Origin of the sequence: Sedimentimonas flavescens, assembly GCF_019264375.1 — a bacterium.
GTDB lineage: Bacteria > Pseudomonadota > Alphaproteobacteria > Rhodobacterales > Rhodobacteraceae > Rhodobacter > Rhodobacter flavescens.
On the sequence record NZ_JAHVAI010000011.1, the window covers coordinates 113,954 to 140,354 of the forward strand.

At 64.3% G+C, this 26,401-nt stretch carries 26 protein-coding genes and 2 tRNA genes; 13 read left to right on the forward strand and 15 right to left on the reverse strand.

Going from position 1 to position 26,401, the window contains the following annotated elements; all coding sequences use genetic code 11:
• Positions 1–9: 9 nt before the first annotated feature.
• Together KTQ37_RS11935 and KTQ37_RS11940 are read right to left on the reverse strand one after the other, a co-directional pair.
• A complete protein-coding gene (locus KTQ37_RS11935; RefSeq protein WP_218630748.1) occupies positions 10–243 on the reverse strand; it encodes a DUF2842 domain-containing protein in 234 nt (77 codons plus the stop codon).
• Positions 244–247: 4 nt separating this feature from the next.
• On the reverse strand, positions 248–1,540 hold the full coding sequence (locus tag KTQ37_RS11940; protein ID WP_218630749.1) for an adenylosuccinate synthase: 1,293 nt from the start codon (positions 1,538–1,540) through the stop codon (positions 248–250).
• 208 nt (positions 1,541–1,748) lie between these two features.
• Between KTQ37_RS11940 and secG the strand changes: the two genes are divergently transcribed.
• On the forward strand, positions 1,749–2,099 hold the full coding sequence (secG, locus tag KTQ37_RS11945; RefSeq protein WP_218630750.1) for a preprotein translocase subunit SecG: 351 nt from the start codon (positions 1,749–1,751) through the stop codon (positions 2,097–2,099).
• Between the two features lie 150 nt (positions 2,100–2,249).
• On the forward strand, positions 2,250–3,893 hold the full coding sequence (locus KTQ37_RS11950) for a CTP synthase (protein ID WP_218630751.1): 1,644 nt from the start codon (positions 2,250–2,252) through the stop codon (positions 3,891–3,893).
• 90 nt (positions 3,894–3,983) lie between these two features.
• On the opposite strand, the gene phaR is transcribed toward KTQ37_RS11950, so the two are convergent.
• The 3 genes from phaR to phaC all read right to left on the reverse strand — a co-directional run bounded on the left by phaR (position 3,984) and on the right by phaC (position 7,077).
• Complete coding sequence (gene phaR / locus KTQ37_RS11955; protein ID WP_218630752.1) at positions 3,984–4,547, reverse strand: polyhydroxyalkanoate synthesis repressor PhaR; 564 nt, start codon at positions 4,545–4,547, stop codon at positions 3,984–3,986.
• A gap of 138 nt (positions 4,548–4,685) precedes the next feature.
• On the reverse strand, positions 4,686–5,135 hold the full coding sequence (locus KTQ37_RS11960; RefSeq protein WP_218630753.1) for a phasin family protein: 450 nt from the start codon (positions 5,133–5,135) through the stop codon (positions 4,686–4,688).
• 148 nt (positions 5,136–5,283) lie between these two features.
• Entirely contained in the window at positions 5,284–7,077 is a 1,794-nt protein-coding gene (gene phaC / locus KTQ37_RS11965) for a class I poly(R)-hydroxyalkanoic acid synthase (RefSeq protein ID WP_218630754.1), read from the reverse strand.
• 102 nt (positions 7,078–7,179) lie between these two features.
• Between phaC and phaZ the strand changes: the two genes are divergently transcribed.
• Positions 7,180–8,454, forward strand: coding sequence for a polyhydroxyalkanoate depolymerase (phaZ, locus tag KTQ37_RS11970; protein WP_218630755.1), 1,275 nt, complete (start codon positions 7,180–7,182; stop codon positions 8,452–8,454).
• A 45-nt stretch (positions 8,455–8,499) separates the two neighbouring features.
• On the opposite strand, the gene KTQ37_RS11975 is transcribed toward phaZ, so the two are convergent.
• Positions 8,500–9,525: an ABC transporter ATP-binding protein gene (locus tag KTQ37_RS11975; protein ID WP_218630777.1), complete on the reverse strand. Its 1,026-nt coding sequence runs from the start codon at positions 9,523–9,525 to the stop codon at positions 8,500–8,502.
• Between the two features lie 165 nt (positions 9,526–9,690).
• A complete protein-coding gene (locus KTQ37_RS11980; RefSeq protein WP_218630756.1) occupies positions 9,691–10,470 on the reverse strand; it encodes an SDR family oxidoreductase in 780 nt (259 codons plus the stop codon).
• Positions 10,471–10,610: 140 nt separating this feature from the next.
• Here KTQ37_RS11980 and KTQ37_RS11985 point away from each other — a divergent pair, with 140 nt between their 5' ends.
• Positions 10,611–12,206 carry a peptide chain release factor 3 gene (locus KTQ37_RS11985; protein WP_218630757.1) on the forward strand — a complete coding sequence of 532 codons (1,596 nt, stop codon included), beginning with the start codon at positions 10,611–10,613 and terminating at the stop codon, positions 12,204–12,206.
• Between the two features lie 110 nt (positions 12,207–12,316).
• Positions 12,317–12,940 (forward strand): DUF6778 family protein, encoded by a 624-nt coding sequence (locus KTQ37_RS11990; protein WP_218630758.1) that lies wholly within the window; start codon positions 12,317–12,319, stop codon positions 12,938–12,940.
• Positions 12,941–12,953: 13 nt separating this feature from the next.
• Here the strand turns inward: KTQ37_RS11990 and KTQ37_RS11995 are convergent, their stop codons facing one another.
• Complete coding sequence (locus KTQ37_RS11995) at positions 12,954–14,114, reverse strand: deoxyguanosinetriphosphate triphosphohydrolase (RefSeq protein WP_218630778.1); 1,161 nt, start codon at positions 14,112–14,114, stop codon at positions 12,954–12,956.
• A 71-nt stretch (positions 14,115–14,185) separates the two neighbouring features.
• Between KTQ37_RS11995 and KTQ37_RS12000 the strand changes: the two genes are divergently transcribed.
• Together KTQ37_RS12000 and xth are read left to right on the forward strand one after the other, a co-directional pair.
• Positions 14,186–14,515, forward strand: coding sequence for a HesB/IscA family protein (locus KTQ37_RS12000; RefSeq protein WP_218630759.1), 330 nt, complete (start codon positions 14,186–14,188; stop codon positions 14,513–14,515).
• A gap of 51 nt (positions 14,516–14,566) precedes the next feature.
• Complete coding sequence (xth, locus tag KTQ37_RS12005) at positions 14,567–15,346, forward strand: exodeoxyribonuclease III (RefSeq protein WP_218630760.1); 780 nt, start codon at positions 14,567–14,569, stop codon at positions 15,344–15,346.
• Between the two features lie 3 nt (positions 15,347–15,349).
• Here the strand turns inward: xth and KTQ37_RS12010 are convergent, their stop codons facing one another.
• A complete protein-coding gene (locus tag KTQ37_RS12010) occupies positions 15,350–16,525 on the reverse strand; it encodes an FAD-dependent monooxygenase (protein WP_218630761.1) in 1,176 nt (391 codons plus the stop codon).
• A gap of 81 nt (positions 16,526–16,606) precedes the next feature.
• Positions 16,607–17,029, reverse strand: a complete 423-nt coding sequence (gene dksA, locus KTQ37_RS12015; protein ID WP_218630762.1) for an RNA polymerase-binding protein DksA — start codon at positions 17,027–17,029, stop codon at positions 16,607–16,609.
• Between the two features lie 208 nt (positions 17,030–17,237).
• Here dksA and KTQ37_RS12020 point away from each other — a divergent pair, with 208 nt between their 5' ends.
• The 3 genes from KTQ37_RS12020 to KTQ37_RS12030 all read left to right on the forward strand — a co-directional run bounded on the left by KTQ37_RS12020 (position 17,238) and on the right by KTQ37_RS12030 (position 20,507).
• Complete coding sequence (locus tag KTQ37_RS12020) at positions 17,238–18,080, forward strand: AAA family ATPase (RefSeq protein ID WP_218630763.1); 843 nt, start codon at positions 17,238–17,240, stop codon at positions 18,078–18,080.
• Between the two features lie 268 nt (positions 18,081–18,348).
• The gene (locus KTQ37_RS12025) at positions 18,349–20,376 is read left to right on the forward strand and encodes an ASKHA domain-containing protein (protein ID WP_218630764.1); all 2,028 of its coding nucleotides are present in this window, start codon (positions 18,349–18,351) and stop codon (positions 20,374–20,376) included.
• A gap of 57 nt (positions 20,377–20,433) precedes the next feature.
• A tRNA-Gly gene (locus KTQ37_RS12030) sits at positions 20,434–20,507 on the forward strand.
• A gap of 13 nt (positions 20,508–20,520) precedes the next feature.
• On the opposite strand, the gene KTQ37_RS12035 is transcribed toward KTQ37_RS12030, so the two are convergent.
• Entirely contained in the window at positions 20,521–21,570 is a 1,050-nt protein-coding gene (locus tag KTQ37_RS12035) for a PQQ-dependent sugar dehydrogenase (RefSeq protein ID WP_218630765.1), read from the reverse strand.
• Between the two features lie 129 nt (positions 21,571–21,699).
• Between KTQ37_RS12035 and KTQ37_RS12040 the strand changes: the two genes are divergently transcribed.
• The gene (locus KTQ37_RS12040) at positions 21,700–22,050 is read left to right on the forward strand and encodes a RidA family protein (protein WP_218630766.1); all 351 of its coding nucleotides are present in this window, start codon (positions 21,700–21,702) and stop codon (positions 22,048–22,050) included.
• Between the two features lie 18 nt (positions 22,051–22,068).
• On the opposite strand, the gene KTQ37_RS12045 is transcribed toward KTQ37_RS12040, so the two are convergent.
• The gene (locus KTQ37_RS12045) at positions 22,069–22,497 is read right to left on the reverse strand and encodes a SufE family protein (RefSeq protein ID WP_218630767.1); all 429 of its coding nucleotides are present in this window, start codon (positions 22,495–22,497) and stop codon (positions 22,069–22,071) included.
• A 116-nt stretch (positions 22,498–22,613) separates the two neighbouring features.
• Here KTQ37_RS12045 and KTQ37_RS12050 point away from each other — a divergent pair, with 116 nt between their 5' ends.
• A complete protein-coding gene (locus KTQ37_RS12050; protein ID WP_218630768.1) occupies positions 22,614–23,096 on the forward strand; it encodes a hypothetical protein in 483 nt (160 codons plus the stop codon).
• Positions 23,097–23,098: 2 nt separating this feature from the next.
• Here the strand turns inward: KTQ37_RS12050 and rnd are convergent, their stop codons facing one another.
• The 3 genes from rnd to purM form a co-directional block, all read right to left on the reverse strand.
• Positions 23,099–24,256 carry a ribonuclease D gene (gene rnd / locus KTQ37_RS12055; RefSeq protein ID WP_218630769.1) on the reverse strand — a complete coding sequence of 386 codons (1,158 nt, stop codon included), beginning with the start codon at positions 24,254–24,256 and terminating at the stop codon, positions 23,099–23,101.
• Between the two features lie 112 nt (positions 24,257–24,368).
• Positions 24,369–24,956, reverse strand: coding sequence for a phosphoribosylglycinamide formyltransferase (gene purN, locus KTQ37_RS12060; RefSeq protein WP_218630770.1), 588 nt, complete (start codon positions 24,954–24,956; stop codon positions 24,369–24,371).
• Complete coding sequence (purM, locus tag KTQ37_RS12065) at positions 24,953–25,999, reverse strand: phosphoribosylformylglycinamidine cyclo-ligase (RefSeq protein WP_218630771.1); 1,047 nt, start codon at positions 25,997–25,999, stop codon at positions 24,953–24,955. Before purM ends, purN begins: the two co-directional genes overlap by 4 nt.
• Before the next feature lie 136 nt (positions 26,000–26,135).
• Here purM and KTQ37_RS12070 point away from each other — a divergent pair.
• Positions 26,136–26,212, forward strand: a tRNA-Ile gene (locus KTQ37_RS12070).
• Positions 26,213–26,401: the final 189 nt, after the last annotated feature.

Below are 26,401 nucleotides of genomic sequence, written 5' to 3' on the forward strand. Positions count from 1 at the left end.
CCCCTCCTTTTACTTTTTGGCGTCGGGATCTTCGCGCCCTACCCCGGAGAAGACCGGTTTGAGCGGCAGCATCCACAAGAACCCCAGCCCGACATAAACGAGCAACTCGGCCCAGATCGGCAGGCGCCCGAACCTCTCGTTCAGCCAGCCCGTCAGCGTGACTGCCACCACGATATACAGCGGCAGCCCCACCACGAGGACCAGGATCGAGAGGCGCCGACGCGCCTTGTAGGACAGGGCCACCGGCTCAGTCCTCGAAGGGGTCGGTAACGAGGACCGTGTCGTCGCGCTCGGGGCTGGTCGAGAGCAGCGCAACGGGGCACTGGATCAGCTCTTCGATGCGGCGGACATATTTCACTGCGGCACCCGGCAGGTCGTTCCACGAGCGCGCACCCTCGGTCGACTGGCTCCAGCCCTCGACCTCTTCGTAGATCGGCTTGCAACGCGCCTGCTGGTCCGAAGCGGTCGGCAGGTAGTCGAGAACCTCGCCGTCCAGCTCGTAGCCGGTGCAGATCTTGATCGTCTCGAACCCGTCGAGCACGTCAAGCTTGGTCAGCGCGATGCCGTTGATCCCCGAGATGGCGCAGGTCTGGCGCACCAGCGCCGCGTCGAACCAGCCGCAGCGGCGCTTGCGCCCGGTGACCGTGCCGAATTCGCGGCCACGGGTGCCAAGACGCTCGCCGTTCTCGTCATGCAGTTCCGAGGGGAACGGGCCTTCGCCCACGCGGGTCGTATAGGCCTTCACGATGCCCAGAACGAAGTCGATGGCGTTCGGGCCAAGGCCCACGCCCGTCGCCGCCTGACCGGCGATGACGTTCGACGAGGTGACGAAGGGATAGGTGCCGAAATCGATGTCCAGAAGCGAGCCCTGCGCGCCCTCGAAGAGGATGCGTTTGCCGGCGCGGCGCTTCTCGTTAAGCACCTTCCAGACGGGGGCTGCGTATTGCAGGATCTCGGGCGCGATTTCATTAAGCTTTTCAAGCAGCGCGACCTTGTCCACCGGCTCCAGCCCCAGACCAAGGCGCAGCGCGTTGTGGTGCACCAGAGCGCGATCGACGCGCAACTCCAGCGTGGCCGGATCGGCGAGGTCGGCGACGCGGATCACACGGCGGCCAACCTTGTCTTCATAGCACGGGCCGATACCGCGACCGGTGGTGCCGATCTTGGCAACCGAGGCCTGCGCCTCGCGGGCGCGGTCCAGTTCACCGTGGAACGGCATGATGAGGGGGGTGTTCTCGGCGATCATCAGCGTCTCGGGGCTGATGTCCACGCCCTGCTCGCGGATCGAGGCGATCTCCTTGACCAGGTGCCAGGGGTCCAGCACGACGCCGTTGCCGATGACGCTGAGCTTGCCGCCGCGCACCACGCCCGAGGGCAGCGCATTCAGCTTGTACACCTGCCCGTCGATGACCAGCGTGTGGCCCGCATTGTGCCCGCCCTGAAAGCGCGCGATCACATCGGCGCGTTCGCTGAGCCAGTCAACGATCTTGCCCTTGCCTTCGTCGCCCCATTGGGCGCCGACCACCACGACATTGGCCATGTCTCTCTCCTCGAGGGTTGCAAAACCGTGCACCATATAGCGGGGCGGGCGGTCGCATGGAACCTGTTTTTCGGGCCTGCACCACATCTTTTGCAGCTTATCCCGTGCGGGGCGCGCGCCGATCGCCACGGCACCGGCCAAAGGGCCTTGCCAGCGCTGACGTATACGCCTAAGTAAGCGCGTCGGCAGAAAGAAGGTCCGTGACCGCATGGAAAACGTCATCCTCTCCGTTCACCTGATCCTCGCGCTTCTGATGATCGGTGTGGTGCTCCTGCAGCGCTCCGAAGGGGGCGGCCTTGGCATGGGCGGCGGTGGCGGTGGCGGCGTCATGTCGGGCCGTCAGGCGGCTAACGCGCTGTCGAAACTGACCTGGATTCTGGCAACGGGCTTCCTGATCACCTCGGTGACGCTGACCATCATCGCCGCGCGCAAGGCCGATGAGGGCTCGGTCGTCGATCGCTCCGTGGCCCCGATCGAGGCGCCTGTACCCGCGCTGCCGAACGTGGATCTGCCGCCTGCGGCAACGGATGCGCCGGTCACGCCGCCTCCGGCGAACTGACCCCAGAAATAGGGCATTTTGCCCCAGCCTACTCAACTGCTTGCGGTCCGGTTGCGGGCGTGCCGCGAATCGTGTAAGCATTAAATCCCGTGATCTTGATCCTTTTGGGATCGGGAAGATTCCAGATTTTTGCTGCTCACGGGGGTTTCCATGGCAAGATATGTCTTCATCACCGGCGGTGTGGTGTCGTCGCTTGGCAAAGGGCTTGCCTCGGCAGCACTTGGCGCACTTTTGCAGGCACGCGGCTTCTCGGTCCGCCTGCGCAAACTCGACCCCTATCTGAACGTCGATCCGGGCACGATGTCGCCCTTCGAGCATGGCGAGGTCTTCGTGACCGACGACGGCGCGGAAACCGACCTCGACCTGGGCCATTACGAGCGCTTCACGGGCGTGGCCTGCCGCAAGACCGACTCGGTCTCGTCGGGCCGGATCTACTCGAACGTTCTGGAGAAGGAGCGCCGCGGCGAATACCTCGGCAAGACCATCCAGGTCATCCCGCACGTCACCAACGAGATCAAGGATTTCATCGCGGTCGGCGATGACGAGGTCGATTTCATGCTCTGCGAGATCGGCGGCACCGTCGGCGACATCGAGGGCCTGCCCTTCTTCGAAGCCATCCGACAGTTCGCGCAAGACCGCCCGCGCGGCCAGTGCATCTTCATGCACCTGACGCTGCTGCCCTACCTTGCGGCCTCGGGCGAGTTGAAGACCAAGCCCACCCAGCACTCGGTCAAGGAGCTGCGCTCGATCGGCCTTCAGCCCGACGTTCTGGTCTGCCGCTCGGAGCACCCGATCCCGGACAAGGAACGCGCCAAGATCGCGCTGTTCTGTAACGTGCGCCCGGATGCCGTGATCCCGGCCTATGACCTCAAGTCGATCTACGAGGCACCGCTGGCCTATCACCGCGTGGGCCTCGACCAGGCCGTGCTGGATGCCTTCGGCATCTCGCCCGCGCCCAAGCCCGACATGACCCGTTGGGAAGACGTGATGGACCGCCTGACCAACGCCGAGGGCGAGGTCCGCGTGGCCATCGTCGGCAAGTACGTGCAGCTTGAAGACGCCTACAAGTCGATCGCCGAGGCGTTGACCCATGGCGGCATGGCCAACCGCGTCCGCGTGAAAGCCGAGTGGATCGACGCCGAGATATTCGAGCGCGAAGACCCCGCCCCGCATCTGGAGCGGTTCAACGCCATCCTCGTGCCCGGCGGCTTTGGCGAGCGCGGCACCGAGGGCAAGATCCGCGCCGCGCAATATGCGCGCGAAAAGGGCATCCCCTACCTGGGCATCTGTCTGGGCATGCAGATGGCCGTGATCGAAGCCGCGCGCAACCTTGCGGGCGTAAGCGATGCAGGCTCCGAGGAATTCGACCACGAGGCTGGCAAGAAGCGCTTCACCCCGGTCGTCTATCACCTCAAGGAATGGGTGCAGGGCAACCACCGGGTCGAGCGCAAGGTCTCCGACGACAAGGGCGGCACGATGCGCCTTGGTGCCTATGACGCGGTGCTCAAGGACGGCTCGAAAGTGGCCGAGGTTTACGGAGCCGCCAATATCGAGGAGCGTCACCGCCACCGCTACGAGGTGGACGTGAAATACCGCGACAAGCTTGAGACCTGCGGGCTGGTCTTCTCGGGCATGTCGCCCGATGGCCGCCTGCCCGAGATCGTCGAGCACAAGGGCCATCCGTGGTTCATCGGCGTCCAGTTCCACCCGGAATTGAAGTCGAAACCCTTCGCGCCCCACCCGCTGTTCGCGGGCTTCGTGAAAGCGGCGAAAGAGCAAAGCCGCCTCGTGTGAGGCAGAATACCAAAAGGGCGGCCCGCAAGGCCGCCCTTTTCATTTGCCCCTTGGGGCGCGTGGCAGGGTTGCCCCTGCCCGCCCGGGAACTCAGAGCTTCGAGAGTTTCGACTGCAGATCCGCAAGCTGCTTCTTGATCGCGTTCAACTCGTCGCGATCCTTGGCGGGAGTTCCCTCCCCCGATTCCATTTCCGGCCCCGACGAACCCGCACTTCCCCAACCCGCCATCATCGATTTCAGGAAGGCCTGCTGCTGACGCTGCAGCGCGTCGAAGCCCGGCATGTTCGCCATCGGGTTCGGGAAAGAGGAGAACTGCTCCATCAGTTGCGACTGCCCCTCGCGCAGCATCTCGAAGGATGCGGCCAGGAACTGCGGCACCACCGACTGCGCCGAAGTGGTGTAGCTGCGCACCAGATCGGTCAGCACGTCCACCGGCAGCACATTCTCGCCACGGCTTTCATGCTCGGCAATGATTTGAAGCAGATATTGGCGGGTCAGGTCATCGCCGCTCTTGAGATCGATGATCTGAACCTCGCGGCCTTCTCGGATGAAGCTCGCGATATCTTCAAGCGTTACGTAGTCGCTGGTCTCGGTATTATACAGGCGACGGCTGGCATAGCGCTTGATCAGCAACGGCTTCGCTTCGTCAGACATCGGGTCCTCCCTTGTTATTGGCAGCGCAGCAATGATTAAGCGCTGCACCGCCAAAAGCAACAAAAGAAAAGGGCAGGCCGAAGCCCGCCCTTAGGATACCGTGTCCGGCTGGGAGGAAGGAGCCGGTTCGCGGCAGAATTACTTAGCGGTCGAGGTCGCTTTCTTGGCGGCAGCGGTCACTTCCTCGGTGGCTTTCTTCACCGCGGCGGTCGCGTCTTCCTGCAGATCCTTGCCAGCGGCCAGCATCAGCTCGACTGTTTCCATCTGAACCTTCTTCGCGACTTCGGCGAAGGCGGCGAGGTTTTCAGCAGCCATTTCAGCAGCGGCCGAAGCGAAGTCGCTCACGGCTTTGGCGTATTCGGCCGGCTCTTCCTTGGTCTTGGCGAGGGTACCGACCTTGGCGATGGTGTCCTTGGCCCACTTCGACGAGATCTCGGTCGATTTCTCGGCAGCGTCCAGGGCAACCTTGGTCATTTTTTCGCCCAGGGCAGCCTGCGATTTCAGGGCTTCCTGGTACTTCGAGGTGTCAACCGGGATCGACGACATCATGTCTTGAACGATCTTGGTGAAGTCTTGGGTCTTGGCCATTGGTGTGCTCCATTTTCAGGGGCCCGGGAGAGGGGTACGCAGGCGAGGGCCCATTCGCTTACGGAGCATATATAAATGCTGCACCGCAGCAATTCAAGTAGAAATGCTGCGGTGCAGAAATTTTTCTGGATGAAGAAAATCGGGCCGTTCAGCCCGTCACGGCCTCGGATACATAGGTACCCGGCGCGGGTCCGAGAACGGGGTGATTTTCATCGCCCGGCTCACGCGCCGCGATCATCCGCCCCGAGCGCGAGGCAAGCCACTCGCCCCATCGCGGCCACCAGCTGCCTTCATGGTAGGCAGCCTGCCCTTTCCACTCGTTCGGATTATGCACCGGCGCTTCAGAAGTATAGTGGCCGTATTTCTTTTTCGACGGCGGATTCACGATCCCCGCGATGTGCCCCGACTCGGACAGGATGAAGGTCTTGTCCGAAGAACCCATCTGCGCCACCCCGTTGAACGAGGCGATCCAGGGCGCGATATGGTCCGTCTCGCAAGCCACGGCGCAAAGGGGCACCTTGACGTCCGAGACATGCAGCGTCTCGCCCAGCACCGGGAAGCCGTCCCTGGTGAAATTGTCGCCCTGGCACAGGCCGCGCAGGTATTCGACCGCCATTCTGCCCGGCAGGTTGGTCGAGTCCCCGTTCCAGAACAGCAGGTCGAAGGCGGGCGGCGACTCGCCCATCATGTAGCTGCGGATCGCGGGTTGGTAGATCAGGTCGTTCGCGCGCAGGAAGCTGAAGGTGCGCGTCATGAAATGGCTCGACAGAATCCCGTCGGCCACGCATTGCGACTCGATCCCGTCCACGAAATCGTCTTGCAGGTATACGGCAAATTCGCCCTGGTCAGAGAAGTCGGTCAGAGTGGTGAAGAAGGTGGCCGAGTTGATCGACTTGTCCTTGCGCTTTTCCATCAGCGCGAGCGTCAGGCTCAGCGTCGTGCCCGCGATGCAGTAGCCAACAGTGTTGACCTTCTTCTCGCCCGTGATCTGCTTCACATGGTCGATCGCCGTCAGATAGCCTTCCTCGATATAGGTATCCATGCCGACGTCTGCATAGCTCGGGTCGGGGTTCTTCCAACTGACCACGAACAACGTAAAGCCCTGATCGATCACCCAGCGGATGAGCGAATTCACCGGCTTGAGATCGAGGATGTAGAACTTGTTGATCCACGGCGGGAAGATGATCAGAGGCGTCTTGTGCACCGTCTCGGTGGTGGGCTTGTACTGGATCAGCTCCATCATCCGGTTGCGATAGACGACCGAACCTTCGGCGGTCCCGATGTTCTGCCCAACCGTGAAGGCATTCTTGTCCGAGAGGGTAACGACAAGCTCGCCCTGATTGTCCTCGATGTCGCGCACGAGGTTCTCCAGCCCTTTGACGAGGCTGGCCCCTTCGGTGGCAACGGCACGTTCCAGCGCATCGGGGTTGGTGGCCAGGAAGTTCGTCGGCGACATCATGTCGATGATCTGCCGCGTGAAGTAGTCGAGCCGCCTGCGATCGACCGGGTCGAGCCCTTCGATTCGGCTGACCGCATCCTCCATTGCCTGCGACGAGATCAGATATTGCTTCTTGATGAAGTTGAAATAGGGGTGGGTGTCCCACAGCGGGTTGGCAAAACGACGGTCGGAGGATCCCGGATCGGCAGGCGCCTTGAGGCCGCCCTGCGTCAGCGCATGGGAGGCTTCGACATAATGTTTCATCGCCTGACCCCAGTAGGAAACCTGGGCTTCCAGCATTTTTGCCGGATTATCGGACAATTCTTTGATAAAAGCGGCCCCGGTGGTGAGGTAGAAGTCCATTCCGGGCCCTTCAAGGGCGGGATTAGGCGTGCGCTTGCGCGACAAGGCTTCGATGAGGCGTTGCGTCAAAGCCTCGATCTTGACGAGGTTCTCCTGAAATTGCTGCGATGCAGCATTTTGAGTTTCCTCTTTTGTTGCCATAATGCTATTCCCTCCCTATCCTTTTTGGTAACAGCATAGCGTTGCTATTACGGGAGGGTAAAGCAGCGTTTTCGGGGAGAGCCTGCGGGCCGAGGAGAGTGAATGAAAGGCATGATGCGTTACGACCTGATGGAGACCATCAGGAACACCAACGAATGGATGGGCGCATCTGCCCGCGCGATGGCGTCCTACCCGGTTTGGGGTCTCGCCCCGCACCCGATGTTCAAACTGCTCTCTGCCTGGGGCCGCGTCACCGAACGCAGCTTCGCGCGCATGGTGATCAAGCCCGACTGGGGCATCCGCTCGATCGCGGGCGCCGATGGCCGCGACCATGTCGTTTCGGTTGAAACGCTTATCGACAAGCCCTTCGGTTCGCTGATTCACTTCGCCGTTCAGGGCCGCGCACCGATGAAGCGCCGCATCCTGATGGTGGCGCCGATGTCGGGTCACTACGCGACCCTTCTGCGCTCGACCGTCGCGTCGCTGCTCCCCGATGCAGATGTCTATGTGACCGACTGGCATAACGCGCGTGATATCCCGGTATCCGAAGGCAAGTTCGATATCGAAGACTACACGCTCTATCTTGTCGATTTCATGAAATACCTCGGCCCTGACATCAACATCATTGCCGTGTGCCAGCCCGCCCCGCTGACCCTTGCCGCGACCGCGTACCTGGCCGAGGAAGATCCGGCCGCGCAGCCGCGCACGCTGACCCTGATCGGCGGTCCGATCGACCCCGACGCCGCTGCCACCGAAGTCACCGACTTCGGCGCACGCGTGACCATGGGCCAGCTTGAGCATATGGTGATCCAGCGCGTGGGCTTCAAATACAAGGGCGCCGGCCGCATGGTCTATCCGGGCCTGATGCAGCTTGCCTCGTTCATCTCGATGAACATGGACAAGCACGTCGATGCCTTCAAAGAGAAGATCGTTGCCGAAGCCAAAGGTGAAGGCTCGGAGCGCGACCACCACAACGTGTTCTACGATGAATACCTCGCCGTGATGGACATGACCGCCGAATTCTACCTCTCGACGGTCGAGCGCATCTTCAAGGGCCTCGAGATCGCCCAGAACAAGTTCACCGTGAACGGCAAGCGCGTCGATATCGGCAAGATCACCGATGTGGCCGTGAAGACCGTCGAAGGCTCGAATGACGACATCTCGGCGCCCGGCCAGTGCGTTGCCGCGCTGCGCCTGTGCACCGGCCTGCCCGAGAGCAAGAAGGCCCAGCACCTTGAGCCCGGCGCCGGTCACTACGGCATCTTCGCCGGTTCGAGCTGGCGCAACAACATCCGCCCGCTGGTGCTGGAGTTCATCGACCAGAACGCCGACAACGGCCCGAAGGGCAAGAAGGTCACGCCGATCCGCGCTGTGTGATCCCGGACCAAGGAATGCGAAAGGCGCCCCGCGGGGCGCCTTTTTTCATGCCTTCGCGCCGAAGACGAAACATCGGTCGCGGCGGATCATCAGCCACATCGGAGTGCCGGGTTTCGGCAGGAAGACATTGGGTACGGTGGCGCGCAGGATCGAGCCGTCGAAATCCATACGAAACTCGACCAGGCTCTCGCGGCCCATGAAGCGTGCCCGCTCGACCACGCCGCGCGCGGGCGTGCCGTCCTGCACGGTCGGGTTCGGGCCGCGCCCCGCCCGATCGAAGTCGATCTTGAGGTGCTGCGGGCGGATCACGATGTCGATCTCGGTCCCGTCCGGGTGGCCCGGCGTCAGGAAATCACCGAAGGGCGTCGCGGTCAGCGCGCCCTGCACCCGGCCCTTGAGCACGTTGATGTCTGAAAAGAACGCCGCCGCCGCGCGATCCACGGGCGCGTTGTAAAGGTTATAGGGCGCGCCACGCTGCACGATCTTGCCGCCGCGCATCAGCAAGATCTGGTCGGCCATGCGCATCGCCTCATGCGGCTCATGGGTGACCAACAGAACGGCGGTGCCCTCTTCCTTCAGAAGCGCCAGCGTCTCGTCGCGGATGCCGTCGCGCAGACGCTCATCCAGCCCAGAGAAGGGCTCGTCCATCAGCAGAATGCGCGGGCGCGGCGCAAGAGCACGCGCCAGCGCGACACGCTGCTGCTCGCCCCCGGACAGCGAATGCGGAAAGCTGTCGATATGCCTGAGCAGCCGCACCCGGTCGAGCAATTCGCTCACCCGCGCGCGCTTCTCGTCCTTGCTGCCCTTCAGACCGAAGGCCACGTTATCGGCCACCGACAGATGCGGGAACAGCGCGAAATCCTGGAACATCAGCCCGATGGCGCGGCGCTCGGGCGGGACGCGGAAGACCGTGTCGCAGACGAGGTTGCCGTCCACGTAGATCCGGCCCGCGTCCTGCATATCGACGCCCGCGATGATGCGCAGCGTCGTGGACTTGCCGCAGCCCGAGGGGCCGAGCAGGCAGGTCACCTGCCCCGCCGGGATCGAAAAGGACACATCGTCCACCACCATCTGCCCATCGAAGCGCCGCACGAGGTTTTGCACCTCAAGCCGCGGGGCCTCGGCAACGGGTTTGTCGATCTTGGCGGTCAGGTTCACCGGGCTTTCCGATCAATTCTCTCAGGCATATGCGGGATAGCAGGGCGGGCCGGGTGGCGCAAGCGCCCGGCCCGACCGTCACATGGTCTGATTTGCCGCACCGCCATCGACAAGGATATTCTGCCCCACGATGAACCCCGCGTGCTGCGAGCAGAGAAATGCGCACATCGCCCCGAACTCGGACGCCGTGCCGTAGCGGCGCGCAGGGATGCCCGCCGCGCGGCGCGTCCGCGCCTCGTCAAGCGAGATCCCCTCGGCGCGCACCACCGCACCATCAAGCGCGTCGGCCCGGTCGGTGGCATGGATGCCCGGCAGCATGTTGTTGATGGTCACCCCCGCATGGGCTACCTGCCGCGCGGTTCCGGCGACAAAGCCGGTCAACCCGGCGCGGGCCGCATTCGACAGGCCAAGCTGCGGGATCGGCGCACGCACCGCCGCCGAGGTGATGTTCACCACCCTGCCCCAACCGCGCGCCATCATCCCCGGCATCACCGCCTGCATCATGGCGATGGGGCTGAGCATGTTGCCATCGAGCGCCTTGATGAAATCGTCGCGCGACCAGTCGCTCCAGAGGCCGGGCGGCGGACCGCCCGCGTTATTGACCAGAATGTCCACCTCACCCGCCGCATCCAGCACCGCCGCACGCCCCTCGGGCGTGGTGATGTCCGCCGCCACGGGGATGACCGTCACGCCATAGCGCGCCTCGATCTCATTGGCGGTTTCGGCCAGTGCCTCGGCGCCGCGCGCGTTCAGCACCAGATCGACGCCCGCCTCGGCCAGCGCCTCGGCACAGCCGCGCCCGAGCCCCTTCGAGCCCGCGCAGACGATTGCCTTCTTGCCCCTGATCCCCAGATCCATCATTTCCTCCTGCGTTTTTCCCAGACCTAGCGGAGTGGCGCGCCATGGCAAGCGCCCATTGCCCCGATCCCCCGCAAAAGTGGGGCGCGGGCGCGCTTCCTCCCATTGCCCCAAGCCGCCGCGCGCGGTATGAGCGCGCCATGAGCAACCGACCCGATCTCCCGCCCGAAATCGCCCGCCGCCGGACCTTTGCGATCATCTCGCACCCCGACGCCGGCAAGACCACGCTGACCGAAAAGTTCCTGCTTTTCGGGGGCGCCATTCAGATGGCCGGTCAGGTGCGCGCCAAGGGCGAGGCACGGCGGACGCGCTCGGACTTCATGAAGCTTGAACAGGATCGCGGGATCTCGGTCTCGGCCTCGGCGATGAGCTTCGATTTCCGCCAGTATCGCTTCAACCTGGTTGACACACCCGGCCACTCGGACTTCTCGGAAGATACCTACCGCACGCTGACGGCGGTAGACGCGGCGATCATGGTGATCGACGGCGCCAAGGGCGTCGAAAGCCAGACCCGCAAGCTGTTCGAGGTTTGCCGCCTGCGCGACCTGCCGATCCTGACCTTCTGTAACAAGATGGACCGCGAAAGCCGCGACACTTTCGAGATCATCGACGAGATTCAGGAGAACCTGGCCATCGACGTGGCGCCGGCCAGCTGGCCGATCGGCATGGGGCGCGACTTCCTGGGCTGCTACGATATTCTGCACGACCGGCTGGAACTGATGGACCGCGCCGACCGCAACCGGGTGGCGGAGTCGATCAAGATCAGCGGCCTCGACGATCCCAAGCTGGCCGAATACGTTCCCCCCGCGCAACTCGAAAAACTGCGCGAGGAACTGGAAATGGCGCGCGAGTTGCTGCCCGCCTTTGACCGCCAGAGTTTCCTTGAGGGCCACATGACGCCGATCTGGTTCGGCTCGGCCATCAATTCGTTTGGCGTCAAGGAGTTGATGGACGGGATCGGCGAATACGGCCCCGAACCGCAAATCCAGAAAAGCGCCGAGCGCGGCGTGGCCCCGGAGGAAACCAAGGTCACCGGCTTCGTCTTCAAGGTGCAGGCCAACATGGACCCCAAGCACCGCGACCGCGTGGCCTTCGTGCGCCTCGCCTCGGGGCATTTCGAGCGCGGGATGAAACTGCTGCATGTCCGCTCGGGCAAGCCGATGGCGGTGTCGAACCCGGTGCTGTTCCTGGCCGCCGACCGCGAGCTGGCCGAGGAGGCCTGGGCGGGCGACATCATTGGCATTCCGAACCACGGCCAGTTGCGCATCGGCGACGCGCTGACCGAGGGCGAGAAGCTGCGCTTTACCGGCATCCCGAGCTTCGCGCCCGAATTGCTGCAATCGGTGCGCGCGACCGACCCGATGAAGGGCAAGCACCTGGAAAAGGCGCTGATGCAATTCGCCGAGGAAGGCGCGGCCAAGGTCTTCAAGCCCTCGATCGGTTCGGGCTTCATCGTCGGCGTCGTCGGCGCACTGCAATTCGACGTTCTGGCCAGCCGGATCGAGATCGAATACGGCATCCCTGTGCGGTTCGAATCCTCGCAATTCACCTCGGCCCGGTGGGTGCTTGGCCCCAAGGACACGGTTGAAAAGCTCGCCAACGCCAACAAGCAGCACATCTCGACCGACCATGACGGCGACATCGTCTTCCTGACGCGCCTGCAATGGGACATCGACCGCGTGGTGCGCGACTATCCCGGCGTCACGCTGAGCGCGACGAAGGAGATGATGATCTGAGGCTTGCGTGCCCCTACGTAAGGGTTAACCAATTCCCGCGACTTGGGTTACTTTTTGGTTAAAAATTGGGTAGAACCTCCGCGGCTTGATGTAACCAGCGGACCAGTGACATGCCCTTTACGACCCGACGCGCCTCGCTTTTCATCCTTTGCGGCAGCCTTTTGATGGCTGCGGGTTGCAGCCGATCGTGGGAAACCGCGTATACGCCGCTCGAAGGCGCCGCCGACAGCTATAAGCTGGCAGGCGTTTCGGTGATCGTGCCGCAGTCGCTGACGGTCAGCGAGAGCGAGACGAGCTATGTCCCCAAGGCGGATATCGTTTGGGTCGAGGAGCCCGCGGGCGATCGCCGTGCACAGGTTGCCCGGATTTATGAGGAGGGCGTCCGCGCGGGGGCCTCGGGTCTGCGCGGCTCGACGCCCGTCACCATAGAAGTGACGGTGCAGAAGTTCCACGCGCTCAACATGAAATCCCGCTACAACGCCCCGCAGGGAACCGGTGTCTATGACATCGTTTTCACCGCGCGCATTCTGGATGCGGCAAGCGGTGCCGAACTTGTGCCCACGCAACAGATCCTCGCAAACGCCCCCGCCCGCACGGGCGATGCCGCGCTGGCCGAGGAGGCCGCTGGCATCACACAACGCTCGACCAATGTTGCGCAGATCGCGGCGACCGTCGCCGGCTGGCTTGGTGTCGGGCCCGACAACCGCACGACCTTCCGGCGGCTTGGCGGCTGACGCCGCCAAGAGCTCAGGCCTCGGGGTCCACCAGCCGGTGGTATTCCTGAATGGCGAAGCGGTCGGTCATACCGGCCACATAATCCAGAACCACGCGGGCAAGCTCGGTCTTGCCTTCGTTCCCCTTGGCCTTGGCCGTCGCGACGTCGGCCTGCCAGTCCTGCGGCAGCAGATCGGGCTGCTCAAGGAACAGCGGGAACAGCGCATTGACCATCTTGGTGACACGCTGACGCTCGACCACCACCGAGGGCGCGCGATACATGCGCTGGAACAGAAACAGCTTGATCGCCTTGAGGTTCTGATAGACCGGCTTTGAGAAGCGGATGATCGGCCCCTCCATCGCGCGGATATCATCGACCGTCTGCGGGCAGAGGCCGGTCAGGCGGTTCTGCGCCACGGCGATCACATCCTCGACCATCACGCCAAAGACGCGGCGCAGCGCCTCATGCCGCCTGCGCATCGGGTCGATGCCGGGATGCATCCGGTCCACCTGTTCAAAGCAATCGCCGATGATCGGCAACTCGCACAGGTCATCCTCGGTGAACAGCCCCGCGCGCAGACCGTCATGCAGATCGTGGTGATTATAGGCGCAATCGTCGGCCACGGCGGCCACCTGCGCCTCGGCCGAGGCATTGGTGCCCAGTTCCAGATCCCACAGCGCATTGACCTCGGCCAGCGCGTAGTTCCAAGGCGGCTCGACCGGGCCATTGTGCTTGGCGATGCCTTCGAGCGTCTCCCAAGTCAGGTTCAGCCCGTCGAAGCCCGCATAGTGACGTTCCAGCTTGGTGACGATGCGCAGCGCCTGAGCGTTGTGGTCGAACCCGCCATAGGGCTCCATCAGCAGGGCCAGCGCGTCTTCGCCGGTATGGCCAAAGGGCGGGTGGCCCAGGTCATGCGCCAGCGCCACGGCCTCGGCCAGGTCGGTATTCAGCCCAAGCGCCGAGGCGATGGTGCGCGCCACCTGCGCCACCTCGATCGTGTGGGTCAGGCGGGTGCGGTAGTAATCGCCCTCATGTTCGACGAAAACCTGTGTCTTGTGCTTGAGCCGCCGGAAGGCCGAGGAATGGATGATCCGGTCGCGATCTCGTTGAAAAGGCGTACGAAAAGTGGAAATACTTTCGGGGAAAAGTCGACCGCGACTGGCGTCGGGCAGGCAGGCATAGGGTTGCAGCAAGGGCATCCTCGTCTTGTCGGCGCATTTGCCCCACCCTATATCCAGAGTGACCCATAAATACAGGCCTCACGATGCTTCTGCCGCCGAAAGTCACCGACCGCGCCTTTGCGCGCCTTGCCGAGATCAACGCCAGTGCCTCCGCACCGCGCGCGCTGCGCGTGGCCGTCGAAGGCGGCGGCTGCTCTGGTTTCCAATATGAACTGAAGCTGGAAGAGACCGCCGCGGCGGATGACATCGTCATCGAGGGCGCGGGCCAGCGGGTACTGATCGACCCGGTCTCGCTACCGTTTCTGGAAAACGCGACGGTCGATTTCACCGATGAGCTGATCGGCGCACGCTTTGTGGTCCAGAACCCGAATGCCTCCGCCTCCTGCGGCTGCGGGATTTCCTTCTCGATGTAACTTGGCATCCGCTCCCCCTCCCCCTATCAAGGTGGAAACCGAGGGGGCCGCATGAAGATCGCGACATATAACATCAATGGCATCAAGGCCCGCGCCGAGGCCCTGCCCGCTTGGCTGCGCGAGGCCGAGCCCGATGTCGTCGTGCTGCAAGAAATCAAATCGACCGACGAGACCTTCCCGCATGAACTGTTCGACGGGCTTGGCTACCAGATCGAAACGCATGGGCAGAAAAGCTTCAACGGCGTGGCGATCCTGTCGCGCCTGCCGCTTGAGGACGTGACGCGCGGCCTGCCAGGCGACAACAGCGACGAGCAGGCGCGCTGGATCGAGGCCACCGTCGTGGGCAAGCGCGCCGTGCGGATCTGCGGGCTTTACCTGCCCAACGGCAACCCCGCGCCGGGGCCGAAATACGACTACAAGCTGGGTTGGATGGAGCGGATGCGCGCCCGCGCCCGCGATCTGCTAGTCACCGAAGAGGCCGTCGTGATGGCGGGCGATTACAATATCATCCCGCAGGACGACGACGCCGCCAAGCCCGAAGCCTGGCGCGAGGACGCCCTCGCCCTGCCCGAAAGCCGCGCGGCCTTCCGGCGCATCCTGAACCTCGGCTTCACCGACGCCTTCCGCGCCGAGGTGCAGGGGCCAGGGCATTATTCATTCTGGGATTATCAGGCGGGCGCCTGGCAGCGAAACAACGGCATCCGCATCGACCATCTGCTGCTCAGCCCGCAGGCCGCAGACCTGCTGCGCGAAACCGGGATCGACAAGGACATTCGCGGCCGCGACAAGCCCTCGGATCATGTGCCGGTCTGGATTGATCTCGACGCCTGAGGCTCAGCCCCCGGCGCCTGCCGTCACATCGTGACCATAGACCCAGTCGAACCGTCCGATCAGCCGTGCAGGCGCAATCGCCGAGGCTGCACGCAGCCCCAGATGCGCCACCGCCCGCGTCACACCCGAGAGGTGATAGTTGCGCGAGTTCCTGTTGGCCGCCTCGACAATCGCGGTGCAACGCGGCCGGCGTTGCGCCTGATAGGCTGCCAGCGCCGCGTCAGGCGTATCGTGCGAGGCGAGGCTTTCCGCCAGCACCCAGGCGTCTTCGATCGCCATGACCGCACCCTGCGCGAGGAATGGCAAGGTGGGATGCGCCGCATCGCCCAGGATCGCCGCACCATGGCCATGCCAACGCTCGGCCACCGGGTGGCGGAACAGACCCCAGAGCCAGGGTTCCTCCATCTGGGTCAGCCATTTCTGGACTGGGGGGCAGAAATCCTCGAAGGCGGCGCGCAACGTCATCGCATCGTCGCGCAGGTTCCAGCTTTCCTCGACCCAGCGGTCACGCTCTTCGATAGCGACGACATTGCGCAGCCCGTTGCCAAGCGGATAGCTGACAACATGCTTGCCCGCCCCCATGAAAACCTGGGCGATCTTGGGCTCGCTGTCCGCGCAGGGGATCACGCCGCGCCACGCCACCTGATGGGTGAAAAAGGGCGCCACCTGACCGTTAAGCGCGTGACGCACCTTGGAATGCAGACCATCTGCGCCGATCAGCAGGTCGGCCTCCATCTCGCCACCCTGCGCGGTGAACAGACGGGGCGGATGATCGCCCAACTCGACGCTCTCGATCCTTTGCAGCAGCCGGATATGGACGCCCGCCTCGCGCGCGCCCTCTGCCAAAAGCTCGATCAGCCGGGCGCGGTGCAGGAAACGATATTCATCCCCTCCGCGCAGCCGCGCCAGATCGAGCCGCGCCACGCGCGACGAGGTCTCTCCGTCGATCAGTTCGACCGCCTGCGCCCGTGGCCCTGCCTCGGTGAGCGCCTCGCCCAGCCCAAGCGCCCGTAACACCCGCGCGCCATTGGGCGAAATCTGAAGCCCCGCGCCCACTTCGCGGATCGCATCGGCCTGCTCCAGCACCGTCACCTCGGCGCCACGTAGCGCCAGCGCCCGCGCGACCGTCAGCCCCGCGACCCCGGCCCCCAAAACGGTGATCTTGCGTCCGATCAGCATGGTCCCTCCCGAAACGAAATCACCGGCACCTTGGAGGCGCCGGTGGGAATGGTCTTTGAGCGAAATCAACCGCCGCGCAGATCAGTCGTCGCGGTGAACCCGCTCGCGGCGCTCATGGCGCTCCTGCGCTTCCAGCGTCATCGTGGCGATCGGGCGCGCATCCAGACGACGCAGCGAGATCGGCTCGCCAGTCACTTCGCAGTAACCATATTCGCCATTGTCGATGCGGCGCAGCGCGGCCTCGATCTTGGACACCAGCTTGCGCTGACGATCGCGGGTACGCAGTTCCAGCGCGCGGTCGGTCTCCTCCGAGGCGCGGTCAGCGATATCGGGAACGCTGCGTGCCGATTCGGCGAGACCTTCAAGCGTTTCCGCCGATTGCTCCAGCAGCTCGGTTCTCCAGGCGACCAGCTTGCGCCGGAAATACTCGAGCTGACGGTCGTTCATGAACGGCTCGTCCTCGGCGGGGCGATAGTCGTCGGGAAGAAAGTTTTCGGCCTTCATCTCTGCCCTCTCTGTCGTACCCGTCGAAGTAGAATTTGCGTATCCTGCCATGCGGGCCTCCTCGGGCGCTCACTTACCCCAAGCGGAAAGGGATGTCACGCCCTCCTTTTCGCACCGCGTCAAGGTGACCCGATCTTTCCTAGCATTGGGTTGCGGCCATATTGGGGCGCGGCTAACCTCTGGCGCGCCACAATTCCGGAGAGAATCCTTGCGTTTCCAGTCTACCGAGACCTACGTCGCCCCGCCCGATCTGACCGTCGCGGTCAACGCCGCCGTCGCGCTCGAGCGCCCGCTGCTGGTCAAGGGTGAGCCGGGCACCGGCAAGACGGAACTCGCCCGACAAGTGGCGCAAAGCCTCGGGCTGCCGATGGTCGAGTGGAACATCAAATCCACCACCAAGGCCCAGCAAGGGCTTTACGAATACGATGCCGTCTCGCGCCTGCGCGACAGCCAATTGGGCGACGCGCGCGTCAATGACGTGAAGAACTACATCCGCAAGGGCAAGCTCTGGCAGGCCTTCGAGGCCGATGCCAAGGTCGTGCTGCTGATCGACGAGATCGACAAGGCCGATATCGAGTTCCCGAACGACCTGCTGCAAGAACTCGACAAGATGGAGTTCCACGTCTACGAAACCGGCGAAACGGTGCGCGCCGTGCACCGCCCCGTGGTCATCATCACCTCGAACAACGAAAAAGAACTGCCCGACGCCTTCCTGCGGCGCTGCTTCTTCCACTACATCCGCTTCCCCGACCCTGCGGTCATGAAGCAGATCGTCGAGGTGCATTTCCCGCGCATCAAGGAATCGCTTCTGGCCGAGGCGCTGACCCAGTTCTACGAGATCCGTGAAACGCCGGGACTGAAGAAGAAACCCTCGACCTCCGAGGTGCTCGACTGGCTCAAACTCCTGCTCGCCGAAGACCTTGCCCCCGAAGACCTCAAGCGCGAAGGGGCGAGCCTGCTGCCCAAACTGCATGGCGCGCTGCTCAAGAACGAACAAGACGTTCACCTCTTTGAGCGCCTCGCGTTCATGGCGCGGCGCCAGGGCCGCTGAGACGCGAAGCAGGGGGGCTGTCTGCCCCCCTCTTGGGCTACACCCAATTCACCCCCCGAGGATACTTTAGCCACATTGAAGGAATAGGGGGGCCGCTTTTCAATGTGGTCGAAATATCCCGGGGGTGAGGCCCATCCGGGCCGAGGGGGCAGCGCCCCCTGCCGCACCATCCCACCGAAGGTGACGATTTCGCATTGCGCCCCGTCGCACATGGGCTTTGCCCCGCGCTCGCTTCGGCCTAGAACAGCCACAGGAACAGGAGACGCGCATGACGGACGATGCACTGGTGATTTTTACGCCCTCGGGTAAGCGCGGGCGCGTGGCCAAGGGCACAAGCGTCCTGCAGGCCGCGCGACAGCTTGGCGTCGATCTCGATTCCGTTTGCGGCGGGCGCGGGATCTGTTCGAAATGCCAGGTTTCCCCCGGCTACGGCGAATTTCCCAAGCATGGCGTTCATGTCGGCCCCGATGCGCTGACACAGATCAACGCCGTCGAAGAGCGTTATGACCGCGTTCGGGGCCTCAAGCCCGGGCGGCGGCTCGGGTGTCAGGCCTGCATTCAGGGCGATGTCGTTTTGGACGTTCCGCCTGAATCCCAGGTGCACCGCCAGGTCATCCGCAAGTCTGCCTCAGAGCGTGCGATGGACATGGATCCGGCGACACATGCCTATTACGTCGAGGTGGCTGAACCGAACATGCACGAGCCCTCGGGCGACTTCCAGCGCCTCGCCGATGCGCTGGAGACGCAATGGGGGATCAAGGGTTTGACGGCCGATCTTCAGGTGATGCGCGTTCTGCAGCCTGTGCTGCGCAGGGGCGAGTGGAAGGTGACCGTCGCGGTGAATGACGACGGCACCGGAGCCCTTCCGCGGATCGTCGCCCTTTGGCCGGGCCTGCGCGACGCGCCGCTTTACGGGCTGGCGATCGACTTGGGCTCGACAACCATCGCCGGGCATCTGGTCAGCCTTGCCGATGGGCGGGTGCTTGCGTCTTCGGGCCTGATGAACCCGCAGATCCGCTTTGGCGAAGACCTGATGAGCCGGGTTTCCTATGCCATGATGAACCCGGGCGGCGATGTCGAAATGACGCGCGTCGTGCGCGATGCGCTTGGCCAGTTGGCGGCCGCGCTGGTGGCCGAGTCGGGCGTGGACGCGGGCGCCGTGGTCGAAGCCAGCGTCGTGTGCAATCCGGTCATGCATCACCTTCTGCTCGGCATCGACCCGGTCGAGCTGGGTCAAGCCCCCTTCGCACTGGCCACCGGCGAGGCGCAAAACCTAGCCGCCGCCGAGATCGGGCTTGGCGATCTGGCACCCGCCGCCCGCGCCTATATCCTGCCGCTGATTGCGGGCCACGTTGGCGCGGATGCCGCCGCCGTGGCACTTTCCGAAGCACCCGAGACACGCGAGGACCTGTCCCTGATCGTCGATGTCGGCACCAATGCCGAGATCCTCCTGGGCAACCGCACCCGCGTGCTTGCCTGCTCGTCCCCCACCGGCCCGGCCTTCGAGGGGGCGCAGATCTCCTCGGGGCAGCGCGCGGCGCCCGGCGCGATCGAGCGGATCGAGATCGACCCGGTGACGAAAGAGCCGCGCTTCCGTATCATCGGCAACGATCACTGGTCGGACGCGCCTGAGTTCGGCACGCCGACGATCACGGGGATCTGTGGATCGGGCATCATCGAGGCCGTGGCCGAGATGCGTATGGCCGGGATCGTCGATCCCTCGGGGTTGATCGGCTCGGCCGATCAGACCGGCACGGCGCGCTGCGTCTCGACCGGCAGGACGCATGAGTATGTAATCCATGACGGCAGCCCGGACGGCCCGCGCATCACCGTCACGCAGGGTGATATACGCGCGATTCAGCTAGCGAAATCAGCGCTTTACGCGGGCGCACGGCTGCTGATGGACGAGATGGGAGTAGACAAGGTCGACCGCGTCGTGCTGGCAGGCGCCTTCGGGGCCCATATCTCTCCCAAGCACGCGATGGTGCTAGGCATGATCCCTGACGTGGTGCTGGATCACGTCATCTCGGCGGGCAATGCCGCGGGCACCGGCGCGCGCATGGCGCTTTGCGCCCGCAGCGCACGCCGCGCGATTGAGGCGCAGGTCAAGCGTATCGACAAGATCGAGACCGCGATCGAGCCGCGCTTCCAAGAGCATTTCGTGGCCGCCAACGCCATGCCCCATGCCAGCGACCCCTTCCCTGAACTCGCCAAGGTGGTGACCCTGCCCGAGGTCAGTTTCAACAGCGGCGGCAGCGGCGATGGCGGTGGCGGGCGCCGCCGCAGGCGCGGCTGAATCTGCGCGCGCCCGCTTGACGACCGGGCGCGCTTCGCTTACCTCTGCGCCGCACAGGCGGGTATGATGTAATGGTAGCCTGTCAGCTTCCCAAGCTGAACGCGCGGGTTCGATTCCCGCTACCCGCTCCAACTTCCCCACAGATCATCTCGGCACCAGGCGATACAGCCCACCAGAGCCCGAGTCTTCGATGAGCCAGACGTGCCCCGCGCGATCCACGGCGACATCGCGCACGCGCATCCGCAGATCCCACCGCGCCAATTGGTCCGAGCCATCGCCTGCCACTAGCACAAGCCCCTGCCCGCGTAGCGCGCCGATCAGCATATGGCCGCGCCAATCGGGGAAATCGTCGCCCACGTAGAAGGCCAGCCCCGCAGGCGCGATCACGGGCGTCCACCACAGAGACGGCGCGGCGAATTCGGGGCGGGTATCGTGGTCGGGGATCGGCCAGCCCGTGTAATTGTCGCCGTTCGAGACCTCCGGCCAGCCGTAGTTCAAACCGGGCGTGATCAGGTTCAGCTCATCACCGCCGCGCGGCCCCATCTCGTGCGACCAGAGCCGACCGTCCGGCGCGAAGGCTAGGCCGTAGGGGTTGCGATGCCCCTCGGTCCAAGTCGCCGCGCGGGTCGCACTGCCCGAAAACGGATTGCCGGGCGCGGGTTCCCCGTCAGGCGTCAGGCGCAGGATCTTGCCGCGCGGGTTGTCGGGTTCTTGCGCCGTCTCGGGCTGCATCCGGTCGCCTACGCTCAGATAAAGCATCCCGTCGGGGCCGAAGGCGATGATCCCGCCGGGCTGTCCACGCCCGCCCGGCGTCTGACGCCAAAGGGTCTCGATCCCCTCCAACGCGCCATCTCCAAGCCGCGCACGGGCCAGAACAAGCGCGTTCTGTGGCGAGACATAGGTGAAATAGACTGTGCCAGACCGCGCAAAATCAGGCGCAACGGCGACATCCAACAGCCCATTCTGGCCAGAAAACTGCACTTCTGGGACATTTTCCAGCGAAACGCCAGTTTCACCATCGAACAGCCAGATCTCCCCCGGTTTGGTGGTCACCAGCAGTCGGCCATCGGGCAGCGGCGCGATGGCCCACGGCAGATCGAGCGTGGCCACGCGCTCCAGCCGGAAGGGCAGATCGCGACTTGCCGATCGCTCTCCCATGTTCTCTGCCCAAGCCGGGGCGGTCAGAAGAATCAATGCCGCAAGAAATCGTCCAAACACCTCGAAACCCCTTTTCCGATCAAAGCTAGTGCGCCCGCAAGGAAATCCACTGGCCGGGGCGGCACCCTCCCGCTATCACCTTGGCAATCAATCACGGAGGGGCCAATGGCCGAGATCAAACGTATCGAATGTGGCGCGCGCATGAGCGAGGCCGTCGTCTACAACGGGCTTATCTGGCTCGCCGGTCAGGTCGGCGCACCGGGTGAAAGCGTGACCGCCCAGACCAAGGCGATTCTCGCCAGCATCGACCAGCTGCTGGCCGAAGCGGGTTCGGACAAGACCCGCATCCTGAGCGCACAGATCTGGCTGGCCGATATCGCCGATTTCGCCGAGATGAACACCGTCTGGGATGCCTGGGTTCCGGCAGGCCATTGCCCCGCCCGCGCAACCGGCGAGGCCCGCCTTGCGACGCCCGACTACCGCGTCGAGATCATCATCACCGCCGCTCAGGCGTGAACTGCGGGGCGGCGGGGCCTAGGCTGCCGCCGCCTCGGCCGCAAGGCGCCGGATACGCTCGACCATCGCGGCAACGCCATTCGAGCGCTGCTGGCTGAGATGCTCATTGAGGCCCAGACGGCCCAGTTCCGCCTTGGCATCGACGTTGGAGACCTCGACCACGCTCAGCCCGGAATAAAGCGCGTGCAGCACCGCGATCAGGCCGCGCACGATCAGCGCGTCCGACTCGCCCTGGAAATCGAAACGCGCAGTGGGGCCGGTGCCTTCGATCCGCGGCAGCAGCCAGACCTGGCTTGCGCAGCCCTCGACCTTGGTTGCGGGCACTTTCACGGCATCGTCCATCGGCGCCATCGCCTTGCCCAGTTCGATCACATGCCGGTAGCGGTCTTCCCAGTCATCGAGAAACTCGAAGGTCTCGGCGATTTCCTCGAAGCTTTCGGTGGCCATGTGCCTCTCCTCTTTAGCGTCGCCCCTGCCTAGCGCGAGTGCGCGCATGGGTCCAGTGGCGGCTTTTCAAAAGCCACGCAATGGGCTACCCAAGAGCAAACCAGTCCGGAGTTCCCATGCGACAGCCCCTTCTTGCCTCGCTTGCCATCGTTACTGTCGTTGCCGGCTGCGGCTTTGGCGAAAGCCGCTACAACCCGTTCAACTGGTTCGGCGGCGATGAGGAAGTCGCGACGCTGGAACCCGAGGGCGGCTACGCGGTGAGCCTTGGCGATTACCGCAAGATGATCGACCAGGTGACCCGGCTTGAGGTGAAGCCCACGCAGGGCGGCGCCATCGTTTCGGCGGCGGGCCTGACGCCGACACAGGGCTGGTGGGACGCTGAACTGATCGCGGATAACGATGGCTACGCCGTCGATGGGGTGATGAGCTACACCTTCGTCGTGGCCGAACCCGACCCTTATTCCGACGCCTCCAGACGTGTCCTGACGCCCGAGTCGCGTGAAGTGACCGTGGCGGCCTTCATCTCGAACGCCCGCCTGCGCGATGTCTCGAAGATCGTGGTAACCGGCGCGAACAACGCGCGCTCGGTCAGCCGCTAAGCTCAGTCCGCGAGAACGATCCGCACGGCCCCGCCCGAGGCCGTCAGCGCGATCTCGCCATGTGCGAGACGCAGGGCATCCTGACCGAAGACCTCATTGCGCCAGCCGTTCAGCGCGGGCACGTCGCGTTTGCCTGCAGCGATCCGGTCCAGATCCGAGGCGCTCGCGATCAGCTTGGCAGCAACGCCGGTTTCCTCGGACTTCGCCTTGAGCAGCACGCGCAGCAGGTCGGCCAGCGCGGTGTTCACCTGCAACTGGCTGCTTTCCTCGGGCACGCAGGGCATGTCCTCGGGGCGAACCTCTAGCCCCTCTTTCACCGCCTGAAGGATGCCCTCGGCAATGTCGCCCCGGCGCGCCTCGCGCAGCAGCAGGCGCGACTTGGCCAGTTCATCCATCGAGGTGGGCTTGGTCGAGGCCAACTCCAGCAGCGCGTCATCCTTGAAGATACGTGAGCGCGGGATGTTCTTGTTCTGCGCATAGCCCTCGCGGAAGCGCGCCAACTCGCGCACGATGGCGAGGAAGCGGCCCGAGGTGGTGCGGGTCTTGACCCGCTGCCAGGCCTCTTCAGGGCGTGTGATATAGGTTTCGGGGTTGAGAAGGATGGCTTCCTCTTCTTCGACCCATTGCTCGCGGCCTGATTTCTTCAGCTCTTTCGAGAGGAACTCGTAGATCACCCGCAGATGGGTCACATCGGCCAGCGCATATTTCAGCTGCGCCTCGGTCAGCGGACGGCGCGACCAGTCGGTAAAGCGCGAGGTCTTGTCGAGCTGCTGGCGCGCGATCTTCTTGACCAGCGTCTCATAGCCGACCTGCTCGCCAAAGCCGCAGACCATGGCCGCGACCTGCGTGTCGAACAGCGGCAGCGGGAAGACCTGGGCCTCGGTGAAGAAGATCTCCAGATCCTGCCGCGCGGCGTGGAACACCTTGACCGTGCCCGGATGCCGGAACAGGTCATAGAGCGGCTCAAGCGAGATACCGTCGGCCAGCGGATCGACGAGGACCGCTTCGCCCTCCTTGCCGGGCAGCGCCATCTGCACGAGGCAGAGCTTGGACCAGTAGGTCCGCTCCCGCAGGAACTCGGTGTCGACGGTAACGTAGGGCTGGGTCTTCGCCTTTGCGCAGAATGCGGCAAGGGCTTCGGTCGTGGTAATTGTGGGCATCGCGCTTCTCTGGTCGCGGGGTCATCCCGCCGTCACTTCCCCTTTAGGAGGTTGAGACGCGAAAGAAAAGTGCGCGCGGCGCGATTTCGCCGGAAAACGCCCGATGCGCAGCCTAGAGCAGAACCGGCGCGCGATCCCCGGCGACGTAGCGGCGCAGGACGGCGGGGTAAAGGCGGTGCTCCATCACCAGCACCCGCGCGGCCAGCGTGTCGGCTGTGTCGCCTGCTTCGACCGGCACGCGGGCCTGCCCGAGGATCGGGCCATCATCCAGCACGGGCGTGACCTCATGCACGGTGCAACCGGCCTCGGCATCGCCCGCATCGAGCGCACGCTGATGCGTGTGCAGACCGGGATACTTGGGCAGAAGCGAGGGGTGGATGTTCAGCATCCGACCCGCGAACTGCGCGACAAAGCCCGGCGTCAGGACGCGCATGAAGCCTGCAAGGCACAGCACATCGGGCTGCGCGGCCAGAATGGGTTTGAGTAGTTCGGCCTCGAAGGCCGCGCGATCCTTGCCGAAGGGACGGTGGTCGATGGCGGCCGTGGGCACTCCCATCCGCGCGGCCTTCTCCAGCCCCGCAGCCGCCGCATCGTTCGAGGCCACCAGAACCGGGCTCGCATAGCCCTGTGCCTGCATATCCTCGACGAGGCGGACCATGTTGGACCCGCCCCCGGAAATCAGGATCGCGACACGCTTCACAGAAGCTTGCCCTCGTAGGCGACGCCGGCGCCCTCGGTCACGGTGCCGATGCGGGTCACGGTCTCGCCCTGCGCGCGCAGCAGTTCAGCCAGCGCCTCGGCGCGGTCGGCGGCGACCACGACGATCATGCCGATGCCGCAGTTGAAGGTCTTGAGCAGTTCACCCTCGGCCATGCCGGCGGTCTCGGCCAGCCAGCGGAACACGGGCGGCAGCTCCCACGACGACAGGTCGATCGTCGCGCCAAGCCCCTCAGGCAGGACGCGCGGCAGGTTCTCGGTCAGGCCGCCGCCGGTGATATGGGCCAGCGCATGAACGCCACCCGCACGCACCGCAGCCAGCGCCTGCTTGACGTAAAGCCGGGTCGGCGCCAGCAGCGCCGCACCAAGCGAGCCTTCGGCGAAGGGACAGTCTGCGTCCCAACCGAGGCCCGAGAGTTCAACCACCTTGCGCACGAAGCTGTAGCCGTTCGAATGCACCCCGTTCGAGCCGAGGCCGAGCAGCACGTCGCCCTTCTCGACACCCGCCGGAAGATCGGCGCCGCGCTCCATCGCGCCGACGGCGAAACCCGCGAGGTCGAAATCGTCCTTGGCATACATGCCCGGCATCTCGGCGGTCTCGCCGCCGATCAGCGCGCAACCCGACTGGGCGCAGCCCTCGGCGAGGCCCTCGATGATGCGGGTGGCCTGGTCAAGCTCCAGCTTGCCGGTGGCGAAGTAGTCGAGGAAAAAGAGCGGCTCGGCGCCCTGGCAGACGAGGTCGTTGACGCACATCGCCACGAGATCGATGCCTATGGTGTCCACGTTGCCGGTGTCGATGGCGATGCGCAGCTTGGTACCCACGCCGTCGGTGGCGGCGACAAGGATCGGATCTTTATAGCCCGCGCCCTTCAGATCGAACAGCGCGCCGAAACCACCCAGACCCGACATGGTGCCGGGGCGCGTGGTGCGCTTCGCCGCCGGTTTGATCCGCTCGACCAGAGCATTGCCCGCATCGATATCGACGCCCGCATCGGCATAGGTCAGCCCGTTTTTCCCCGTGGTCATCGCCCGCATCTCCGCCAGTGGAACCTTTGGCCCGCGCCTTAGCGCAAAGGCCGCGCGGGGGCAACGGAAAGGCGCGTTGGCGGCCGATATTCTTGACGCGCCCTGCGCCCCCGGATAAGCGGAGGGCGACCATTGGGGGCCTGTAGCTCAATTGGTTAGAGCAGGGCGCTCATAACGCCTTGGTTGCGGGTTCAAGTCCTGCCGGGCCTACCACTGGTGAGACATTCACCAACTAGTCCAACACCACCTGCCCCAGGAATAAATGGCGAGCGGGCACTTTGAGCCTGTTGCGACGATTCTCAACCGAACCAAAGAGCACCCTCCCTGAATAGCCCCTAGATCTGTAGACGCCTTCTTCCCTAATTTTGAGGCAAGGAGGCCGAGATGGGCAAAGGCAATTTC

Bases quoted from the DNA above. Each gene is read 5' to 3' on its own strand.
- KTQ37_RS11940 (WP_218630749.1), bottom strand. From the start codon at position 1,540: ATGGCCAATGTCGTGGTGGTCGGCGCCCAATGGGGCGACGAAGGCAAG.
- secG (WP_218630750.1), top strand. From the start codon at position 1,749: ATGGAAAACGTCATCCTCTCCGTTCACCTGATCCTCGCGCTTCTGATG.
- KTQ37_RS11950 (WP_218630751.1), top strand. From the start codon at position 2,250: ATGGCAAGATATGTCTTCATCACCGGCGGTGTGGTGTCGTCGCTTGGC.
- phaR (WP_218630752.1), bottom strand. From the start codon at position 4,547: ATGTCTGACGAAGCGAAGCCGTTGCTGATCAAGCGCTATGCCAGCCGT.
- KTQ37_RS11960 (WP_218630753.1), bottom strand. From the start codon at position 5,135: ATGGCCAAGACCCAAGACTTCACCAAGATCGTTCAAGACATGATGTCG.
- phaC (WP_218630754.1), bottom strand. From the start codon at position 7,077: ATGGCAACAAAAGAGGAAACTCAAAATGCTGCATCGCAGCAATTTCAG.
- phaZ (WP_218630755.1), top strand. From the start codon at position 7,180: ATGAAAGGCATGATGCGTTACGACCTGATGGAGACCATCAGGAACACC.
- KTQ37_RS11975 (WP_218630777.1), bottom strand. From the start codon at position 9,525: ATGGTGGTGGACGATGTGTCCTTTTCGATCCCGGCGGGGCAGGTGACC.
- KTQ37_RS11980 (WP_218630756.1), bottom strand. From the start codon at position 10,470: ATGGATCTGGGGATCAGGGGCAAGAAGGCAATCGTCTGCGCGGGCTCG.
- KTQ37_RS11985 (WP_218630757.1), top strand. From the start codon at position 10,611: ATGAGCAACCGACCCGATCTCCCGCCCGAAATCGCCCGCCGCCGGACC.
- KTQ37_RS11990 (WP_218630758.1), top strand. From the start codon at position 12,317: ATGCCCTTTACGACCCGACGCGCCTCGCTTTTCATCCTTTGCGGCAGC.
- KTQ37_RS12000 (WP_218630759.1), top strand. From the start codon at position 14,186: ATGCTTCTGCCGCCGAAAGTCACCGACCGCGCCTTTGCGCGCCTTGCC.
- xth (WP_218630760.1), top strand. From the start codon at position 14,567: ATGAAGATCGCGACATATAACATCAATGGCATCAAGGCCCGCGCCGAG.
- KTQ37_RS12010 (WP_218630761.1), bottom strand. From the start codon at position 16,525: ATGCTGATCGGACGCAAGATCACCGTTTTGGGGGCCGGGGTCGCGGGG.
- dksA (WP_218630762.1), bottom strand. From the start codon at position 17,029: ATGAAGGCCGAAAACTTTCTTCCCGACGACTATCGCCCCGCCGAGGAC.
- KTQ37_RS12025 (WP_218630764.1), top strand. From the start codon at position 18,349: ATGACGGACGATGCACTGGTGATTTTTACGCCCTCGGGTAAGCGCGGG.
- KTQ37_RS12040 (WP_218630766.1), top strand. From the start codon at position 21,700: ATGGCCGAGATCAAACGTATCGAATGTGGCGCGCGCATGAGCGAGGCC.
- KTQ37_RS12045 (WP_218630767.1), bottom strand. From the start codon at position 22,497: ATGGCCACCGAAAGCTTCGAGGAAATCGCCGAGACCTTCGAGTTTCTC.
- KTQ37_RS12050 (WP_218630768.1), top strand. From the start codon at position 22,614: ATGCGACAGCCCCTTCTTGCCTCGCTTGCCATCGTTACTGTCGTTGCC.
- rnd (WP_218630769.1), bottom strand. From the start codon at position 24,256: ATGCCCACAATTACCACGACCGAAGCCCTTGCCGCATTCTGCGCAAAG.
- purM (WP_218630771.1), bottom strand. From the start codon at position 25,999: ATGACCACGGGGAAAAACGGGCTGACCTATGCCGATGCGGGCGTCGAT.